Below are 14,459 nucleotides of genomic sequence, written 5' to 3' on the forward strand. Positions count from 1 at the left end.
CCTCGTGATCTCGATCGCCAAGAAGTACACCAACCGCGGCCTGCAGTTCCTCGACCTGATCCAGGAAGGCAACATCGGCCTGATGAAGGCGGTCGACAAGTTCGAATACCGCCGCGGCTACAAGTTCTCGACCTACGCGACGTGGTGGATCCGCCAGGCGATCACCCGCTCGATCGCCGACCAGGCGCGGACCATCCGCATCCCGGTGCACATGATCGAGACGATCAACAAGATGAACCGGCTGAGCCGGCAGCATCTGCAGGAGTTCGGCTTCGAGCCGGACGCGCCGACGCTCGCCGAGAAGATGGAGATCCCCGAGGACAAGATCAGGAAGATCATGAAGATCGCCAAGGAGCCGATCTCGATGGAGACGCCGATCGGCGACGACGACGACTCGCACCTGGGCGACTTCATCGAGGACACCAACAACACGGCGCCGATCGAGGCGGCGATGCAGGCGGGCCTCCGCGACGTGGTCAAGGACATCCTCGATTCGCTGACGCCGCGCGAGGCCAAGGTCTTGCGCATGCGCTTCGGCATCGAGATGAGCACCGACCACACGCTCGAGGAGGTCGGGAAGCAGTTCGACGTCACGCGGGAGCGGATCCGCCAGATCGAGGCCAAGGCGATCAGGAAGCTCAAGCACCCGAGCCGGTCCGACAAGCTGCGGACCTACCTCGACACGCTCTGATCGGCCTGCCCCAGGGAAAGGGGTCCAGCCGCGAGGCCGGGCCCTTTTTTGTCGCCGCGCGCCCTTAAACTTGAGCCCGATGGACCGTCCTACATCGATGGCATGACCCAGGTCTTGGAACGCACGGTGCTCTTCGCCGACCTGCGCGGCAGCACGGCGATGTACGAGACGCTCGGCAATGCCGACGCGACGACGGTAGTGACGCAAAGCGTTTCGCTGCTGGCCCAGGTCGTCCACACGCGCGGCGGGCACGTCGTCAAGACCCTGGGCGACGGCCTCATGGCCACTTTCGAGGCACCCGCCGCGGCGATCTCCGCGGCCGACGACATGCACGACTCGATGTCGAGGATCGGCATGACCGGCGACCAGGCCGCCGCAGCCCGGCTGCCGAGCGTGCCGCTCAAGCTCCAGGTCGGCCTGGCCCACGGCGAGGTCGTCGAGATGGGCGGCGACGTGTTCGGCGATGCCGTCAACGTCGCGGCCCGCCTCCTCGACCACGCCGGCGACAACGAGACACTGGCTACGCTCAGCGTCGTCGAGCGGCTTGGCGAATGGGACCGTTCGCGCTTTCGCAGCCTCGACCGGATGCAGCTGCGCGGTCGTGCCGAGCCGGTGCACGTTCACCTCCAGGAGCCGGTGCGGCGCTTCGGCGACACGGCGGCCACCGCCTACGGCGACATGCTGGTGCCGACGCCCGAGCCCGAGGGCATCCGCCTCGTCTGGCTCGACGTCAACCGCGTCTACGCCGGCTCGAGCCTGCCCGTGGTGCTGGGTCGCAGCCCGCAGGCCACCTACATCATCGACGACAACCGGGTCTCGCGCTCGCATGCGCGCGTCGACTGGCACGGCGGCACCTTCCAGCTCGTCGACCTGAGCTACAACGGGACCTACGTCCGCTTCGACAACGACCCCGAGATCATCAGCCTGCGCCGCGGCGCCTGCACCCTGCACGGCAGCGGCGTCATCGGCCTCGGCACGCCCCCTTCGGAGTCGATGAGCCCCTGCGTCCGCTTCGAGATCATGAAATTCGCCGACACGCAACGAGGCCAGTCGCCGTTCGAGTTCGGCCTGAAGTGACGTCCCCTTCCCCGCCGGCGCATCCGCACGGAAGGCCTTCCCGCACCGCCGTCGTCGTCTGCAATCTCGGCACGCCGGACGCGCCCACCACCGCGGCGGTCCGTCGCTACCTGGCCGAATTCCTGAGCGACCGCCGCGTTGTAGAGATCCCGCGCGCGCTCTGGCTGCCGCTGCTGCATGGGGTGATCCTGCGCGTCCGACCGGCCCGGTCGGCGCGCAAGTACGCGACGATCTGGACGGCCTAGGGCTCGCCGCTTGCCGTCTGGACCCGCAAGCAGGCCTTGCTGCTCGCCGGCTACCTCGGCGAGCGCGGCCATCCGGTCCTGGTGCGCCACGCGATGCGCTACGGTCAGCCGTCGGTCGCTTCCGTGCTCGACGAGGTCAAGGCGGCGGGCGCCGACCGGGTGCTGGTCGTCCCCCTCTATCCGCAGTACTCGGCGGCGACGACGGCGAGCATCGGCGACGCGGTCACGGCGTGGATGGCACAGACCCGCGACGTCCCTGAAATGCGCTTCGTCAAGCACTACCACGACGATCCCGGCTACATCACGGCCCTGGCCCGGAGCGTCGAGGCGCACTGGATGACGCACGGCCGGCCCGACAAGCTCGTCCTCAGCTTCCACGGCATGCCGCGACGGACGCTCGAGCTCGGCGACCCGTACCACTGCGAGTGCCGCAAGACCGGCCGCCTGCTCGCCGAGCGGCTGAAGCTGCGCGACGGGTTCGTCGTGGTCACCTTCCAGAGCCGCTTCGGCAAGGCGGAATGGCTGCAGCCCTACACCGAGCCGACGGCCATCGAGCTGGCGCGGTCCGGAGTGCGCCGCATCGACGTCTTCTGCCCCGGCTTCACGGCCGACTGCCTGGAGACGCTCGAGGAAATCGACCAGGAGGTCCGCGCCGCCTTCCTGGCAGCGGGCGGCGCCGAGTTCGGCTACATCCCCTGCCTGAACGACAGTCACCATTGGATCGCCGCGCTGGCCGAGCTCACCCTCTCGCACCTGGGCGGCTGGCCGACAGGCGAGCCGTCCGGGCCGGAGCTGGAGGAATCGAAGCGGCGCGCGCTGACCGCGGGGGCCAGAGCCTAGGTCGTGCCGGCTGCGCCCGGAGGCTTCGGCCGGCGCAGCTTCAGCAGCTGCGGCAGGAGCAGGACCGCGACGATGACGACGATCAGGAAGACCGACCCCGGCCGCTCCAGGAAGATGGTCCAGCGGCCCTCGCCGATGGACACCGCGTTGCGCATCTGCGCTTCCGCGAGTGGTCCGAGGATCATGCCGATCACGACCGGCGCGGCGGGGAAGTCGAAGCGCCGCATCAGCACGCCGAGCAGGCCGATGGCGTAGAGCAGCACCAGGTCGAAGGCCGACTGGCGCATGCCGTAGACCCCCACCGTCGCGAAGATGAGGATGCCGGCGTAGAGCTGCGGCTTCGGGATCTTCAGCAGCTTGACCCAGAGTCCGACCAGCGGCAGGTTCAGAACCAGCAGCATCACGTTGCCGATGTAGAGCGAGGCGATCAGGGCCCAGACGAGCGCGGCGTTGGTGTCGAACAGCTGCGGCCCCGGGTTGATGCCGTAGTTCTGGAAGGCGCCGAGCAGGATCGCGGTCGTGTTCGAGGTCGGGATGCCGAGCGTGAGGAGCGGGATCAGCGTCGCGGTGATGGCGGCGTTGTTCGCTGCCTCCGGGCCGGCGACGCCTTCGATGGCCCCCTGGTTGCCGAACTCCTCGTTGTGCTTGGACAGCTTCTTCTCCGCCGCGTAGCTGAGGAAGGTCGGAATCTCGCTGCCGCCGGCCGGAATCGTGCCGAAGGGAAAGCCGATGAAGGTGGCGCGAAGCCAGGCGCCCCACGAGCGTTTCCAGTCGGCGGCCGTCATGTGCACGCGGCTGAGCTTGTTCTCGGTCGCAACTGTCCGGCCTTCGTAGAGCACCATGTAGAGCGCCTCGCCCACGGCGAAGAGGCCGACGGCGATGAGCACGACCTCGATGCCGTCGAGCAGCTCGGGGACGCCGCCGGTGTAGCGTGCCTGGCCGGTGATCTGGTCGAGACCGACGAGGCCGAGGGCCAGCCCGACGGCGAGCGCCACCAGGCCGCGCAGGACGCTCTTGCCGAGGACCGCGCTCACGGTCGCGAAGGCGAGCACCATCAGCAGGAAGTACTCGGGCGGGCCGAGCCGCACCGCGTAATGGGCGACCAGCGGTGCGAACAGGGTGACGAGCACGGTGGCGATCGTCCCGGCCACGAAGGAGCCGATCGCCGCGGTGGCGAGCGCGGCGCCGGCGCGGCCGTTCTTGGCCATCTTGTTGCCCTCCATCGCCGTCACCATCGAGCCGGCCTCGCCCGGGGTGTTGAGCAGGATGGAGGTCGTCGAGCCGCCGTACATCGCGCCGTAGTAGATGCCGGCGAAGAAGATCATCGAGGCGGTCGGATCGACCTTGCCCGTCATGGGCAGCAGCATCGCCACGGCCGTGGCCGGGCCGATCCCGGGCAGGACGCCGACAGCGGTGCCCAGCGTGCAGCCGAGCAGCGCCCAGAGCAGGTTGATCGGCGACCCGGCGGTGACGAAGCCCTGGAGGAGCTGGTTCCAGAGATCCATCACGCGCCGGGCGCTGCCGCGGGGCTCAGATCCAGCCGGTCGACGTCAACCCGGGAAGGTTGATGCCGAGCAGCTGCGAGAACATCCAGTAGACCGGCGCGGCGATCGACAGGCCGATTGCCACGTCGAGCAGCCAGGCGCGCGGACGCAGGTCGCGCCGGCCCTCGGCCGACTTGAAGCCGCGCGCCGCGAGCACGAAGCAGAGGCTGCAGCCGAGGATGAAGCCGATGGTCGTGATCAGCGCCGCGTTCAGCAGCAGCCCGGCCGACACCCAGGCGAACCCGGGCCAGTAGCCGGCGGCCGCGCCGGAGGGCTCCTCGCGCTGGCGGAAGCCGCCGCTGCGTGCCTGCCAGATCAGCAGCGCGCCGCCGACGAGCAGCATCGTCGCGACCACCCAGGCCAGGAAATTGGGGCCGACGCCCCCGTAGCCGGCCGCCGAGGAGATCTGCGTCGCGCCGGCGGCCAGACCGGCGCCGACGGCCACCGTGCCGATGCCGACGGCCGTCTCGGACGCGGCTCGCGTCAAATCATCCCCGACTTGTGCATGACCGCGCGCAGGCTCGCGAACTCGTCGTCGACGAACTTCTCGAAGTCGGTGCCGGTGAGCAGCGCCGGCGTCCAGTTGTTCTTCTCGAGCGACTCGGCCCAGGCCTTGGTCTTGGTGGCCTTCACAAGCATGTCGGTCAGCTCCTTGCGCTGCGGCGCTGTGATGCCGGGCGCACCGTAGACGCCGCGCCAGTTGCCGATGACGACGTTGTAGCCCTGCTCCTTCATCGTCGGCACGTCGATGCCCTTCAGGCGCGTCTCGGAGGTGACGGCGATGGCCTTCATCTTGCCCGTCTTGATGTACTCGGAGAACTCGCTGTAGCCGCTGCCGCCGACCGTGACGTTGCCGCCGAGGATGGCGGCGATCGCTTCGCCGCCGCCGCGGAAGGCGACGTAGTTGATCTTCGACGGATCGGCGCCGACCTCGCGCGCCAGCATCGCGGCGGCAATGTGCTCCGTCGAGCCGCGCGAGCCGCCGCCCCACTTGACGCTGCCGGGGTCCTTCTTCAGCTGGTCGACGACGTCCTTCATCGTCTTCAGCGGCGAGCCGGCCGGCAGGACGAAGACGTTGTACTCGCTGGTGAGGCGGGCCAGCGGCGTCGCCTGCGACAGCGACACCGGCGGCTTGCCCGTGATGATGCCGCCGAGCATCACCGCGCCCATCGTCATCATCGCGTTGGGATCGCCCTTGCTGCCGTTGACGAACTGGGCCAGGCCGAGCGCGCCCGCCGCGCCGCCCTTGTTGTCGTAGGTCACCGAGGATGCGGCGCCGGATTCCTGCAGTGCCTTGCCCAGGGCCCGGCCGGTGGTGTCCCAGCCGCCGCCGGGGTTGGCGGGAATCATCATCTTGAGGTTGGCCGCGGCGCGGGCCGAGAAAGGCAAGGGGCCGGCGACGGCCAGGGCGGCCATCGCCCGAATGAAGGTGTCTCGACGCATGAACGAATCCTCGAAGTGCAATGTGAACGCTGCGATTTTCGGCGTGCCGATCGGCCGCCACGCCATGGATCGACTAGGGGAAAGTGCGGATGCAAGGGCCGCCCGCAGACGCCGGCACAAGGCGAGCCGGGCTCGCGGCTTGCTCGAGAATGCGTCGCGATGCAGGAAACCGATGGCAGGAGCGGCGTGCGCCTCGACAAGTGGCTGTGGGCGGCGCGCTTCTTCAAAACCCGCTCGCTCGCCAGCGAGGAGATCGGCAAGGGGCGCGTGAGCGTGAACGGCCAACCGGCCAAGGCCTCGAGGGACGTGCGCGTCGGCGACCTGCTCGCATTCCGCCAGGGCAGCGTGGCCAGGACCGTCGCCGTGACCGGCGTCAGCGCCGTGCGCGGCCCGGCGCCGGTGGCGCAGACGCTGTACCGGGAGACGGCCGAGAGCATCGCCGCTCGCGAGCAGGCGGCTGACTCGCGGCGCCTGACGCCCGAGCCCGCCGCCGCCATCGCGCATGGCCGCCCGACCAAGCGAGACCAGCGCCAGCTCGCCGACTGGAACCGCTGGAGCGCGTCCGTGGATCCGGACTGAACGGTCGACCTCGAGAGACCCTTGAAAAAAGGGGGGATCGCCTCACGTCCACTCGATGAACGCGAACGACCCCACTTCCCCCGGGCCGGCCGGAGCTGCGAACGGCAGTTCCACGGCCCAGGACCTGCCTGACACGGACCCGTATTCCGCCGCTGCCCCTGCGCCCGCCGGCGGAGAATCCAGCGATCCCCGCCATGCCGAGCTAAACGAGGCCTTCCTGCGGGCCAGGGCAGAGGCGGAAAACACCCGCCGCCGGGCCGAGGAAGAAGTCGCCAAGGCACGCAAGTTCGCCGTCGAATCGTTCGCCGAGAGTTTGCTGCCGGTCAAGGACAGCCTGGAGGCGGCGATCGCCATTCCGTCAGCGACGCCCGAGCAGCTGCTCGAGGGCGTGCACGCGACGCTGCGTCTGCTGGCCTCCGCGCTGGAGCGCAACCGCGTCATCGAGATCAACCCTGCGCCGGCCGCGAAGTTCGATCCGCACCAGCACCAGGCCATCAGCGTCGTGCCGGCGGCACAGGCGCCGAACACGGTGGTCGCCGTGCTGCAGAAGGGCTACCTCATCGCCGACCGCGTGCTGCGGCCGGCACTCGTCACCGTGAGCGCTTCCGGCTGACCGCGGCCGTCGCTCCTTGAAAACCCCCCAAGTTATCCACAACTCGGGACCATTCGAATCCTCTTTCCGGAGAAAAACATGGCGAAGATCATCGGCATCGACCTGGGCACGACGAACTCCTGCGTGGCCATCATGGAGGGCAACACCACCCGCGTAATCGAGAACAGCGAAGGTGCACGCACCACGCCGTCGATCATCGCCTACCAGGACGGCGGCGAGATTTTGGTCGGTGCCTCGGCCAAGCGCCAGGCCGTCACCAACCCGAAGAACACGATCTACGCGGTGAAGCGCCTGATCGGCCGCAAGTTCGGCGAGAAGGAAGTCCAGAAGGACATCGAGCTGATGCCCTACAAGATCGTCGCCGCGGACAACGGCGACGCCTGGGTGGACGTCCGCGGCGAGAAGCTCGCGCCGCAGCAGATCAGCGCCGAGATCCTGCGCAAGATGAAGAAGACGGCCGAGGACTACCTCGGCGAGAAGATCACCGACGCCGTGATCACGGTGCCGGCCTATTTCAACGACGCGCAGCGCCAGGCGACCAAGGACGCCGGCCGCATCGCCGGGCTCGTGGTCAAGCGCATCATCAACGAGCCGACCGCGGCCGCGCTCGCCTTCGGCCTCGACAAGACCGAAAAGGGCGACCGCAAGATCGCCGTCTACGACCTCGGCGGCGGCACCTTCGACGTGTCGATCATCGAGATCGCCGACGTCGACGGCGAGAAGCAGTTCGAGGTGCTCTCCACCAACGGCGACACCTTCCTCGGCGGCGAGGACTTCGACCAGCGCATCATCGACTACATCATTGCCGAGTTCAAGAAGGACCAGGGCGTCGACCTGTCGAAGGACGTGCTCGCCCTGCAGCGCCTGAAGGAAGCGGCCGAGAAGGCCAAGATCGAGCTGTCGAATTCGGCCCAGACGGACATCAACCTGCCGTACGTCACGGCCGACGCGTCGGGCCCGAAGCACCTCAACATCAAGCTGTCGCGGGCCAAGCTCGAGGCGCTCGTCGAGGACCTGATCGAGCGCACGATCGGCCCGTGCCGCACGGCCATCAAGGACGCCGGCGTCTCGGTCGGCCAGATCGACGACGTCATCCTCGTCGGCGGCATGACGCGCATGCCCAAGGTGCAGGAAAAGGTGAAGGAGTTCTTCGCCAAGGAGCCGCGCAAGGACGTCAACCCGGACGAAGCCGTGGCCGTCGGCGCCGCGATCCAGGGCCAGGTCCTGACCGGTGACCGCAAGGACGTGCTCCTCCTCGACGTGACCCCGCTCAGCCTCGGCATCGAGACGCTCGGCGGCGTGATGACGAAGATGATCCAGAAGAACACGACGATCCCGACCAAGTTCGCGCAGACCTTCTCGACCGCCGACGACAACCAGCCGGCGGTGACGATCAAGGTCTATCAGGGCGAGCGCGAGATGGCGTCGGGCAACAAGTCGCTCGGCGAGTTCAATCTCGAGGGCATCGCGCCGGCGCCGCGCGGGATGCCGCAGATCGAGGTCACCTTCGACATCGACGCCAACGGCATCCTGCACGTCGGCGCCAAGGACAAGGCGACGGGCAAGGAAAACAAGATCACGATCAAGGCAAACTCCGGCCTGACCGAGGCCGAGATCCAGCAGATGGTCAAGGACGCGGAGCTGAACGCCGCCGACGACAAGAAGAAGCTCGAGCTGATCCAGGCTCGCAACTCCGCCGATGCCATGGTCCACAGCGTTCGCAAGAGCCTGGGCGAGCACGGCGAGAAGCTCGACGCCGCCGAGAAGGCGAAGATCGAGACGGCGCTGAAGGAGGCCGAGGACGCCCTGAAATCGGACGACAAGGCGGCCATCGAGGCCAAGACCGAGGCGCTGATGACGGCAAGCCAGAAGCTCGGCGAGAAGGTCTACGCCGACGCGCAGGCGACGCAAGCCGCCGCCGGCGGTGCGGCGCCGGGCCAGGCCGACCGTGAGCCGGAGGCGCAGACGGCGAACGCCGGCGACGACAATGTCGTCGATGCCGAGTTCAAGGAAGTGAAGAAAGGTTAGTACGACGGCTGCGCCGTCGTACTAACTCGCCGCGTTGGAGGGATCAGGCTTCGCCTGTCCCTCAACGCGGCGTTTTTCGTGCCGACCAGAGGGAGTAGGAAGAGATCATGGCGAAGCGGGACTACTACGAGGTGCTCGGCGTCGCGAAGAATTCCTCCGACGAGGAAATCAAGAAGGCCTATCGCAAGCTGGCGATGAAGTACCACCCGGACCGCAACCAGGGTGCGAAGTCGAAGGCCGCGGAAGAGCAGTTCAAGGAGGCCAAGGAGGCCTACGAGATGCTCTCCGACGCGCAGAAGCGCGCTGCCTACGACCAGTTCGGCCACGCCGGCGTCGACCCCAACCTGGGCGGGCGCGCCGGGCAGGAGGGTTTCGGCGGCTTCGCCGAGGCCTTCGGCGACATCTTCGGCGACATCTTCGGCGGCGCGGCTGCCGGTGGTGCAGGCCAGCGCCGCGCCGGCGGGCAGCAGGTGTTTCGCGGCAGCGACCTCAGCTACGCGATGGAGATCACGCTCGAAGAAGCGGCGCACGGCAAAGAAACGCAGATCCGCATTCCTGCCTACGAGAGCTGCGAAACCTGCAAGGGCACCGGCGCCAAGCCGGGCACGAGCCCGAAGGTGTGTACCACTTGCAGCGGCCAGGGCACGGTACACATTCGCCAGGGTTTCTTCAGCATCCAGCAGACCTGCCCGCACTGCCATGGCACCGGCAAGATCATCCCCGAGCCTTGCACCACCTGCAGCGGCCAGGGCCGGATCAAGAAGAACAAGACGCTGGAAGTGAAGATCCCGGCGGGCATCAACGAAGGCATGCGCATCCGCTCCAGTGGCAACGGCGAGCCGGGCACCAATGGTGGCCCGGCGGGCGACCTCTACATCGAGATCCGCATCAAGCAGCACGAGATCTTCGAGCGTGACGGCGACGACCTGCATTGCACCGTGCCGGTCGGCCTCACGACCGCGGCACTCGGCGGCGAGATCGAGGTGCCCACGATCGGGGGCAAGGCCGAGATCGAGTTGCCCGAAGGCACGCAGCACGGCAAGACCTTCCGCCTGCGCGGCAAGGGCATCAAGGGCGTGCGTTCGAGCTACCCGGGCGATCTTTACTGTCATGTGAGCATCGAAACGCCCATCAAGCTCACCGAACACCAGCGCAAACTGCTGGTCGAACTCGACGAAGCGTTCAAGAAGTCGGGCGACCGCCATTCGCCGAATGCGAAAACCTGGACCGATCGGGTCAAGGACCTGTTCAAGTGATCGATGCTTCGGCGCCTTCGGGCGCCGAAGCTCCTTCTGGGCAGGACAATCGCGCGATGACAATCCGCAGGACCTTCTCCGGCTTCTCCGGCCTCTCCGACACGCGCCCGGCCCGAGGCTGGAACCCACTGACCCTGGCGCTGCTCGCCGGCCTGTGGATCGCCGCATTGCCGAACTGGCCACTGTGGCGCGCGTTGCTCGCGTTGCCCGAAACGAGTTCGACGCAGGGAGCTCTTTTCGTCATCGGTTTCGGCCTGATGATCGCCGCGCTGACGGCGCTGCTGCTGACGCTGCTTGCGTGGCGCCCCACGATCAAGCCGGCGATCGCGGCGATGCTGCTCGCGGCGGCTTTCGGCGCGCACTTCATGGGCAGCTACGGCGTCGTCATCGACACGACCATGATGGTCAACGTGCTGCAGACCGACCCGCGCGAGGTGCGCGACCTGCTGAGCCTGCGGCTGCTCGGCAGCGTGCTGCTGCTCGCCGGCGTGCCGCTGGTGTTGTTGTGGCGCACGCGGGTGCGCGGCGTGGGCCTGCTCCGGCAGGGGGGGCGCAACCTGCTCGGAATCGTCGCGCTCATTTTGCTGCTCGCGGCGCTGCTGTTCGCGCTGTACGCCGACTTCTCGGCGACCATGCGCAACCAGCGGACGATTCGCTATCTGATCAACCCGGTGAACTCGTTGTATGCGCTGGTCGACATCGGCATGAAGTCGCAAGCCAGGCCGAGCGGGCCGCCGCTGCCGATCGGCGCCGATGCGCGCATCCTGCCGCGCGCAGCGGGTGCCAAACCGCCGCTGTTGGTGCTGGTGATCGGCGAGACGGCGCGCGCCGATCACTTCGCGCTCAACGGCTACGCGCGGCCGACGAACCCGGCGCTCGCGGTGCGCGGCGTGACGAGCTTTCGCCACGTGATGTCGTGCGGCACCAGCACCGCGACGTCGCTGCCGTGCATGTTCTCGTCGCTCGGCAAGGCGGGCCACGAATCGCGCAGCACGGAGCAGGAGAATCTGCTCGATCTGGTGCAACGCGCCGGCATGGCAGTGCTGTGGGTCGACAACCAGGCGGGATGCAAGGGGCTGTGCGCGCGCGTCCCAAGTGCCCACGCGCGCGATGCCGTGGCCGGCGTGTCCGCCCTGCCGGCCGCGCTGTGCGACGGGCAGGAGTGCCTCGACGAAGCGCTGCTGCACGGCCTCGATGCCCGCATGGCCGCCCTGCCCGCGGCTGCGCGCGAGCGCGGCGTGCTGCTGGTGCTTCACCAGATGGGCAGCCACGGCCCGGCTTACTTCAAGCGCAGCCCGCCCGAGCGCAAGCCGTTCCAGCCCGAGTGCACGACCAACGTGTTGCAACAGTGCGAAACGAAGGCACTGGTCAACGCCTACGACAACTCGATCGCCTACACCGACCACGTGCTGTCGCAAACCATCGGCTGGCTGACGCAACAGGAAGCACGTCACGACACGGCGCTGCTCTACCTCTCCGACAACGGGGAGTCGCTCGGCGAAAACAACCTGTACCTGCACGGGCTGCCGTATGCCGTCGCTCCGGTCGAGCAGAAGCACGTGCCGATGGTGCTGTGGCAAGGCCCGCAAGCGCGCGCGCAGTCCGGGTGCCTTGCCGCCCTGCGGGATGCGCCACTGACACACGACAACCTGTTCCACTCGACACTCGGCCTGCTCGGCATCCGCGCCACCGAGTACAAGCCGGGTCTCGACGCCTTCGCTGCCTGCCGTGCCACGTGACCGGACGACGACACGCGCGAGTTCGACATGGCCTAACCGAACAGGTCGGTCTGCCCGTCGGCACGGGGCTTCGTCGGTCTTCGGAACTGCGTGAGATCGAGTTCGACACGCTCCCGGTTCAGCCCGAGCCGCGCCACCGCCTTGTTGAAACGCTGGTCGAGCAACTGGGCCCACACGCCTTCGCCCTTCATGCGGGTGCCGAAGCGCGGGTCGTAGTCGCGCCCGCCACGCATTTCGCGCACCCGCGCCATCACCCGGGAAGCGCGCTCCGGAAAGTGCAGGTCGAGCCATTGCTGGAACAACGGGTTCACCTCCCACGGCAGGCGCAGCACGGCGCTGAACGCCGAAGTCGCGCCGGCCTCGGCAGCGGCTTCGAGAATGCGTTCGATTTCGGGTTCATTGACGAACGGGATGACCGGCGACACGCTCACGCCGACCGGCACGCCGGCCTTGGCAAGTGCCGCGATGGTTTGCAGCCGCCGCTGCGGCGAGGCCGCACGCGGCTCGAGGATGCGCGACAGCGACGCGTCGAGCGAGGTCACCGAGATGTACACCGCCGCCAGTCCGCGCTCCGCCATCGGCGCGATCAGGTCGAGGTCGCGCTCGATGCCCGACGACTTGCTCACGAGCGAAAAAGGATGTGCGCACTCGGCCAGCACCTCGATCACGGCACGCGTGATGCCGAGCTTGCGTTCGACCGGCTGGTAGGCGTCGGTAGCCGAGCCGATGTTGAGCAGCAGCGGTGAGTAGCTGCGGCTGGCAAACGCTTCGCGCAGCTTCTCGGCGGCGTTGACCTTGGCGATGATGCGGGTCTCGAAGTCGAGGCCCGGCGACATGTTCAGGTAGCTGTGCGTCGGCCGCGCGAAGCAGTAGACGCAGCCGTGCTCGCAGCCCCGGTACGGATTGACGGAAAGATCGAACGAGATGTCGGGCGAATCGTTGCTCGACAGGATCGATTTCGCGCGTTCCTCGATGACCGAGGTGGTGGGTGGCAGGCGTTCCTCGCTGGCTTGCTGATCGAGCGTTCCCCACCCGTCGTCGTATGCCTCGCTGGTCTGGCCGGAGAAACGGTGCTGGATCGCCCAGACCGTGCCGCGCCCTTTTTGTGGCGGCCGCGCGATCGCGGCGGCATCGTCGCGCTCGGTGCCGGCGATCGTTCGGCCCCTTCCCTGCTTGCTTTGCATACTGTGAATATACACAGCTCACGACCGCGCGCCAACAGCGATACCCGTGCTCCGGCGTGGCGTGACCGATTGCGCGGCATTGGCTCGCTTCGAGCCCGCCAGTGCAGCATCGGCCCTCCGTCGCGCCGGCCGAAGGCCGATAGTGTGCTGATGGAAACCATGCTTCTGCTGGCCGGGCTCGCCGTTGCGATCGGCATCGCCATGACCGCGTGGCTGGTCTCGCGAAGCCGCCGGGCAGCCGTCGCGCTGTCGTTCGCAGGCCTGCGCGAGCGGGACTTCGAATCGGCGGTGACCGAGGCCTTCCGTGCGCAGGGGTACGAGCCGATCAAGGTCAGCCGAGGTGAGCCGATGGCAAAAGTCGGCGAACTGGTGCTGCGCCGGGAGCGTGTCACCTACGTGGTCGACTACCGGCACCGGCATGCCGGGAAGGTCGGCATCGACGCGGTTCAAGCGCTGCAGCGCGCGATGGCCGCGCGCGGCGCAACGGGAGGTTTCATGCTGGCCGGCGGCCGCTTCAGCCGGCAGGCCACCGCGTTTGCCGGCAGCTGCGGTATCCGGCTCATCGACGGGGCGGCGCTGAAAGCGATGCTGGGTCACGCGAAGGCACCGTGAAGGCCATGAAGAAGCTGGGTGGCCCCGACAGGTAAACGAAGCGGCAATTCATGCTCGAACGCCGACGATCGGGCTAGCGCAAGAGCATCCGGACATGTGCACGCCGGTCGGGAGTGTCCCTTGCCGCGTTGCGCGCGCACCCCCCTTTTCACTCCAGGAGATGTCGATGGCAACCCCACCCAAGCCGGGCTCCCACGTCACGTGGAATACGCCGCAAGGCAAAACCACTGGCGTCGTGACAAAAAAGATCACCGGCAAAGCGAAGGCGGGTGGTCATACCGTCGAAGCCAGCGAAGCCGAGCCACAGTTGGAGGTGAAGAGCGACAAGTCTGGAAAGACCGCGATTCACAAACCTGACGCGTTGAAGAAGACCGGCTGAGACCGTGCCAAAGCCACACCGGTAGGCCTCTATCGCGAGAAGCCAAACAAAATGGGCCACTCGGGCCCATGTTTGCTTGTCTTCTGGCGGAGCCGGACGACCCCGCTAAGTCGATGCATGCTCTGAATCAGGCCCGCCAGCAAGCGGGCCTTTTTCATGCTGCTTCAGCTGCGCCAGCTCGACCTGTAGCGCGTCCCTTCGCGCCAGCAATTCCGTCACGCGCTGCGCG

Annotated in this window: 13 protein-coding genes and 1 pseudogene; 10 read left to right on the top strand and 4 right to left on the bottom strand. The window is 67.6% G+C overall.

Annotated features, from left to right (window positions below; all coding sequences use genetic code 11):
* From rpoD to hemH, 3 genes and pseudogenes are all read left to right on the top strand, one after another.
* Positions 1–691: RNA polymerase sigma factor RpoD (gene rpoD, locus AC30N0_RS07400; protein WP_489517285.1), on the top strand; the 691-nt coding region annotated here is incomplete at its 5' end.
* 102 nt (positions 692–793) lie between these two features.
* Positions 794–1,768 (top strand): adenylate/guanylate cyclase domain-containing protein, encoded by a 975-nt coding sequence (locus AC30N0_RS07405; RefSeq protein WP_489517286.1) that lies wholly within the window; start codon positions 794–796, stop codon positions 1,766–1,768.
* Positions 1,765–2,853: pseudogene (gene hemH / locus AC30N0_RS07410) on the top strand (ferrochelatase). Before AC30N0_RS07405 ends, hemH begins: the two are co-directional and overlap by 4 nt.
* Here the strand turns inward: hemH and AC30N0_RS07415 are convergent.
* From AC30N0_RS07415 to AC30N0_RS07425, 3 genes are read right to left on the bottom strand one after another with little or no spacing between them, the layout of a single operon-like run.
* Positions 2,850–4,358 carry a tripartite tricarboxylate transporter permease gene (locus tag AC30N0_RS07415; protein ID WP_489517297.1) on the bottom strand — a complete coding sequence of 503 codons (1,509 nt, stop codon included), beginning with the start codon at positions 4,356–4,358 and terminating at the stop codon, positions 2,850–2,852. The pseudogene hemH and the gene AC30N0_RS07415 overlap by 4 nt on opposite strands.
* Before the next feature lie 25 nt (positions 4,359–4,383).
* Entirely contained in the window at positions 4,384–4,884 is a 501-nt protein-coding gene (locus tag AC30N0_RS07420; RefSeq protein WP_489517287.1) for a tripartite tricarboxylate transporter TctB family protein, read from the bottom strand.
* On the bottom strand, positions 4,881–5,840 hold the full coding sequence (locus AC30N0_RS07425) for a Bug family tripartite tricarboxylate transporter substrate binding protein (protein WP_489517288.1): 960 nt from the start codon (positions 5,838–5,840) through the stop codon (positions 4,881–4,883). Before AC30N0_RS07425 ends, AC30N0_RS07420 begins: the two co-directional genes overlap by 4 nt.
* Positions 5,841–5,999: 159 nt before the next feature.
* Between AC30N0_RS07425 and AC30N0_RS07430 the strand changes: the two genes are divergently transcribed.
* The 5 genes from AC30N0_RS07430 (at position 6,000) to AC30N0_RS07450 (ending at position 12,055) form a co-directional block, all read left to right on the top strand.
* The gene (locus AC30N0_RS07430; protein WP_489517289.1) at positions 6,000–6,419 is read left to right on the top strand and encodes an RNA-binding S4 domain-containing protein; all 420 of its coding nucleotides are present in this window, start codon (positions 6,000–6,002) and stop codon (positions 6,417–6,419) included.
* 55 nt (positions 6,420–6,474) lie between these two features.
* Positions 6,475–7,032 carry a nucleotide exchange factor GrpE gene (gene grpE / locus AC30N0_RS07435; protein WP_489517290.1) on the top strand — a complete coding sequence of 186 codons (558 nt, stop codon included), beginning with the start codon at positions 6,475–6,477 and terminating at the stop codon, positions 7,030–7,032.
* A gap of 78 nt (positions 7,033–7,110) precedes the next feature.
* Positions 7,111–9,060 carry a molecular chaperone DnaK gene (gene dnaK, locus AC30N0_RS07440; protein WP_489517291.1) on the top strand — a complete coding sequence of 650 codons (1,950 nt, stop codon included), beginning with the start codon at positions 7,111–7,113 and terminating at the stop codon, positions 9,058–9,060.
* Between the two features lie 107 nt (positions 9,061–9,167).
* Positions 9,168–10,316, top strand: a complete 1,149-nt coding sequence (gene dnaJ / locus AC30N0_RS07445) for a molecular chaperone DnaJ (protein WP_489517292.1) — start codon at positions 9,168–9,170, stop codon at positions 10,314–10,316.
* Positions 10,313–12,055: a phosphoethanolamine transferase gene (locus tag AC30N0_RS07450; protein WP_489517293.1), complete on the top strand. Its 1,743-nt coding sequence runs from the start codon at positions 10,313–10,315 to the stop codon at positions 12,053–12,055. The genes dnaJ and AC30N0_RS07450 overlap by 4 nt, the downstream gene beginning before the upstream one ends.
* 32 nt (positions 12,056–12,087) lie before the next feature.
* Here the strand turns inward: AC30N0_RS07450 and AC30N0_RS07455 are convergent, their stop codons facing one another.
* Complete coding sequence (locus tag AC30N0_RS07455; RefSeq protein ID WP_489517294.1) at positions 12,088–13,239, bottom strand: PA0069 family radical SAM protein; 1,152 nt, start codon at positions 13,237–13,239, stop codon at positions 12,088–12,090.
* A gap of 150 nt (positions 13,240–13,389) precedes the next feature.
* On the opposite strand from AC30N0_RS07455, the gene AC30N0_RS07460 reads away from it, so the two are divergent.
* Both AC30N0_RS07460 and AC30N0_RS07465 read left to right on the top strand, forming a co-directional pair.
* Positions 13,390–13,851, top strand: a complete 462-nt coding sequence (locus AC30N0_RS07460; RefSeq protein WP_489517295.1) for a restriction endonuclease — start codon at positions 13,390–13,392, stop codon at positions 13,849–13,851.
* A gap of 166 nt (positions 13,852–14,017) precedes the next feature.
* Positions 14,018–14,230, top strand: a complete 213-nt coding sequence (locus AC30N0_RS07465; RefSeq protein WP_489517296.1) for a hypervirulence associated TUDOR domain-containing protein — start codon at positions 14,018–14,020, stop codon at positions 14,228–14,230.
* Positions 14,231–14,459: the final 229 nt, after the last annotated feature.

This window comes from Rhizobacter sp. (assembly GCF_031412495.1).
In the GTDB taxonomy this organism is placed as follows: Bacteria; Pseudomonadota; Gammaproteobacteria; order Burkholderiales; family Burkholderiaceae_C; genus Schlegelella_A.